This is a genomic window from bacterium (assembly GCA_040757115.1).
Taxonomy (GTDB): domain Bacteria; phylum UBA9089; class CG2-30-40-21; order CG2-30-40-21; family SBAY01; genus JBFLXS01.
The window spans coordinates 1-3,864 of sequence record JBFLYA010000311.1 but is presented as its reverse complement, the minus strand read 5'-3'; the positions used below and the strand labels follow the sequence as shown (position 1 = coordinate 3,864).

7 protein-coding genes are annotated in these 3,864 nt (G+C 36.2%); 2 read left to right on the top strand and 5 right to left on the bottom strand.

Annotation, left to right across the window (positions count from 1 at the left end):
• Positions 1–251: 251 nt before the first annotated feature.
• From AB1422_17700 to pth, 5 genes are all read right to left on the bottom strand, one after another.
• Complete coding sequence (locus AB1422_17700) at positions 252–917, bottom strand: Mov34/MPN/PAD-1 family protein (GenBank protein ID MEW6621138.1); 666 nt, start codon at positions 915–917, stop codon at positions 252–254.
• An 82-nt stretch (positions 918–999) separates the two neighbouring features.
• Positions 1,000–1,149, bottom strand: a complete 150-nt coding sequence (locus AB1422_17695) for a hypothetical protein (GenBank protein ID MEW6621137.1) — start codon at positions 1,147–1,149, stop codon at positions 1,000–1,002.
• Positions 1,150–1,211: 62 nt separating this feature from the next.
• Positions 1,212–2,240 (bottom strand): DNA polymerase III subunit delta, encoded by a 1,029-nt coding sequence (gene holA / locus AB1422_17690; GenBank protein MEW6621136.1) that lies wholly within the window; start codon positions 2,238–2,240, stop codon positions 1,212–1,214.
• A 37-nt stretch (positions 2,241–2,277) separates the two neighbouring features.
• Positions 2,278–2,805 (bottom strand): LptE family protein, encoded by a 528-nt coding sequence (locus AB1422_17685; protein ID MEW6621135.1) that lies wholly within the window; start codon positions 2,803–2,805, stop codon positions 2,278–2,280.
• A 12-nt stretch (positions 2,806–2,817) separates the two neighbouring features.
• Positions 2,818–3,363: an aminoacyl-tRNA hydrolase gene (gene pth, locus AB1422_17680; protein MEW6621134.1), complete on the bottom strand. Its 546-nt coding sequence runs from the start codon at positions 3,361–3,363 to the stop codon at positions 2,818–2,820.
• A gap of 32 nt (positions 3,364–3,395) precedes the next feature.
• Here pth and AB1422_17675 point away from each other — a divergent pair, with 32 nt between their 5' ends.
• Both AB1422_17675 and AB1422_17670 read left to right on the top strand, forming a co-directional pair.
• A complete protein-coding gene (locus AB1422_17675) occupies positions 3,396–3,521 on the top strand; it encodes a hypothetical protein (protein MEW6621133.1) in 126 nt (41 codons plus the stop codon).
• 5 nt (positions 3,522–3,526) lie between these two features.
• Complete coding sequence (locus AB1422_17670) at positions 3,527–3,664, top strand: hypothetical protein (protein ID MEW6621132.1); 138 nt, start codon at positions 3,527–3,529, stop codon at positions 3,662–3,664.
• Positions 3,665–3,864: the final 200 nt, after the last annotated feature.

Below are 3,864 nucleotides of genomic sequence, written 5' to 3'. Positions count from 1 at the left end.
GTTTTCCACAATCAATTTCTACCTATTTCTATAAATTTCAATCTATTTCTATTATCTTATCTCCATATCACTCTTATCTCCTTATCCCCTTTCTTACACTTTTGATATATAGCCTGAACGGTTACTGGAATTTGGTGCTTATTTGAGATTTGGTGCTTGGGATTTTGGATTTTTTACTTATCCACCCTGAGTAAAATTTTGACTAATAACTGCTATATCTTCTGTCTCCTGAAGGCTGAAAGATGTCTATATTAAGTCAGTATGTGGTGGGCACGGTAACGACCACATTTTTCTCGTTTTTCACCAATTTCAAGTTCTCGCATTAAACGCACTAAAATCTCTTTATTTTTCTTATCTGTATAAATATAGAAACCAACATTGACTAATTTTGTTTTCTGGCTATAATAAAACACTTGATATTTAGTCAATGGGTCCAGGACCAATGTTACCTGCCAGGGGTGATTGAAAAAGTTATTCTGGATAAACTTATCCTCTGGAGATAAAAATAGCCCAATCCCCGGATGGGTGTGATACCAACCTAACAATTGCTTATCATGATAGCGTTCTGACATTAAACTATCAATGGTCTTCCAGACCTCATGAGTAAAAATAAACTCACCACTTTTATGTTGAATTTCCTGAACCATCATCAGATGAGTTATCTGAATAAAAAGGGCTCCTTTTTCCTGCAGGGCATCTCCAATAAGGAATCCCCCTACCTCTCGGTCAATCCTTTTTTGGGCATGCTTTCGGACATCAAGGAAGGTCATCGCGTCTATAAAAACGGCTAATTTGGCATTTTCAACATCACCCCAGGGTAAAATTGCATATTTGTTCCCCTGGTTAAGGGGCATAACACCTTCTTTTGGCACAAAATCATAATATGGTTTTAATTTTATATCTAAATCCATTACCATTTTCTTTCTTATAAAAATATACCATAAAATATCTATTATGTCAATTAAAAATCGTAAGCGTTCAGCCACAGAGGCACAGAGTTCACAGAGAATTAAGGAAATTAACCACAAATGCACACGAATTAACCTCTGACATCCCATAAATGTAGTGCGAATCTTTAGGTTCGCCTTTTGGCTTGCCAGAAGCGAGGCTAAAGCCTCGTACTACAAATTTTTTTGTATTTGTGTTCATTCGTAGTTATATATTCCCTCTGTGTTCTCTGTGACTCTGTGGCTATATCCTGAAGGGTTACTTTAACCTTTACAGGTTTTAAAAATAAGTAATTCTATAACTAATGGATGGGTTCTGTAATCGCAGGATTTAAGGCTTAAATCAGTTTGGAGGAGTAATTCGAATATCTGTCTTAATTCTTCATATGAGAATAATTTTATCTGTTCCCAGATAGCGGTTTGTTGTTTTTTGAACTTTATATTCAAAATTTGGGCTATTTGTGTCAGGATTTTACCCTGTTCTTGAAGCTCTTTTGCCTGCCAGAGAAGTCTGAAATGCCTTGTAATCAGATACAAAATAGGTAAAAGTTCCTCCCCCTGATTGCAGAGTTGTTTGAAAATCGCTAATGATTGAGCCTTTTTTCGATAGCCAATAGCATTTATTAAAGAAAAGACATTTTCCTCATGAAAGCCTAAAGATGCCTTCAGAATATCATTCTCTTCAATTGTTGGTTTATTTCCGACATAAAGAAGTAATTTATCCAATTCTGTATTTAAAATATTAAGATTAGTGCCAGCTCGTTGGATAAGTAAGTTAGCGGCTTGAGTAGAAATTGTCTTTTTCCCTCGCTGGTAAGTTTGTGATTGAATCCATGTTAGGGCTTGATTATCAAAGAGCGGATAGAAAACAACGATTGTGCCTTTGTTAACCACTGTTTTGTAAAGTGAATGTTGGGGTTGCAATTCATTGGCTAAAAGGATAAGTCGCGTAAAAGGGGCTGGATTTTCCGCATAAGTAGCCAGTAAGTTCTTACCCTGGCTAGATAAAGAATCAACATTTTTCACCACAATCATCCGCCAATTATGCAACATTGGGAAACTGTTGGCTACACCAATGATAGTTGAGGCATCTGTTTGGTCTCCATAAAAAATATCATAGTTAAATTCCATAGATTCTGGTGTAGGAAAAGTAATCTTTTTTAATCGCGCGATGATTTCTTCTTTTTGATATTCCTCTTCTCCTAAAAATAGGTAGGTTTGGGCTATCTTTCTTTGATTAAGCCATACAAGAATAGTTTGATAATTTATTGGTCGATATTCTTCAGAATTCATTTAAGTTTACCATTTTATCGTCCCCGTTCAGCATTACTTATCTTTTAATTGTTATGCTCACGAGATAATATGCGATTTTTGAAAGGGCTTTATAAATTGCCTCCTGTTCAGAGGTAATGTCAAAATCCCCTGGTTCATAAGGTGAAGTGGACGGAATATACAATATTGTTTCCTCCCATTCTTCATCCCACAAAGGTTTATTCTCAGTTAAGTCCGTAAGTCCAAAACTTACCTCAATAGTTATCTTGTATTTAGCAATATTACCTTCTTTGTCGTAGGAAAAAGGGATTCTCTCGAAGTGGTTAATTTCCCCTTTTAATTCAGCCTGAGCCAATTTTTTATCCACAACATTTAATCTACCATCACGGATAAATTCCTCTATGACCATATTCGTGATAATCTCTTCTAACCCATATTGAAATGTTTGATTAGTAAAGATAGGGATAGAAATAGAAGTAATATGTTCTGGTAGAGTCCGTATTGGGGTATGAGCACAGCTACTGAGACCAAAAATAAGCGAGAGTAAGAGTAATTTTTTCACCATAGCGAAAAATTCGTTAAACATAAATCCTAACTCCTAATTAAACTTATTCATAGCTATATCAATTCCTTCTTCAATGATACAGATTATAGCCTGAACAACTCTTTTTGTTGCCTCTTCGATTATTTCTTTTTCTTGTGGTGTCCAATTAGAAAGAACATAGTGGCGAAATTCGATTTCAGGAGGTGGTGAACCGATACCTACACGGATTCGAGGGAATTGTTGACTACCTAATTTTTCAATGATGGATTTCATTCCATTATGTCCGCCGGCACTACCTTCTTTGCGAATCCTGATTTTACCCACAGGTAGGTTTATATCATCGTATATGACCACTAAATCTGCAAGGTTAATTTGAAAATGACGGACTAACAATTCAACTGCCTCACCGCTAAGATTAACATAGGTCATTGGTTTAGCCAGGATGACCTCGTTATTCTGTCCCATTCTTGATTTATATTTTCTTCCTTTAAGTTCAATCTTATTCAATTTAGCCAGGCTATTGATGACCTTAAATCCAACATTATGCCTTGTTTGGGCATAATCTAATCCCGGATTCCCTAATCCAACAATAAGTCTCATATCTATGAATTATACCATATTATCCTTGAAGAATGCAAGAAAAACTTTTAGGCACCAGTTCTGAAGAGGTAAGCGTTCAGCCACAGAGACACAGAGTTCACAGAGAATTAAGGAAATTAGCCACAAATGGATACGAATTAACCTCTGACATTCGATAAATGTAGTGCGCGAACCTTTAAGTTCGCTTTCCTGCTTGCCAGAAGCGAGGCTAAAGCCTCGCACTACAAATCTTTTTGGTAAGCGTTCAGGTGGTGTAACAAAAGGAGATGTGGAGATTAAGGAGATAGGGAGATATTATTAAAAAAATTGGTAACTATTCACCATTCATAATTCACCATTCACAATTCACAATTTCTTCCCTAAATTTCCTTAATAATGGTGAATGGTGAATGGTGAATTATCACTCTTCACGGTGTCAAGCAAACCTGGCCCAAGAGTTCGATGCACCGCTATAGCGCATCCAATGACTCTATTCGATAATTCATCAAATTTCACTTCGTG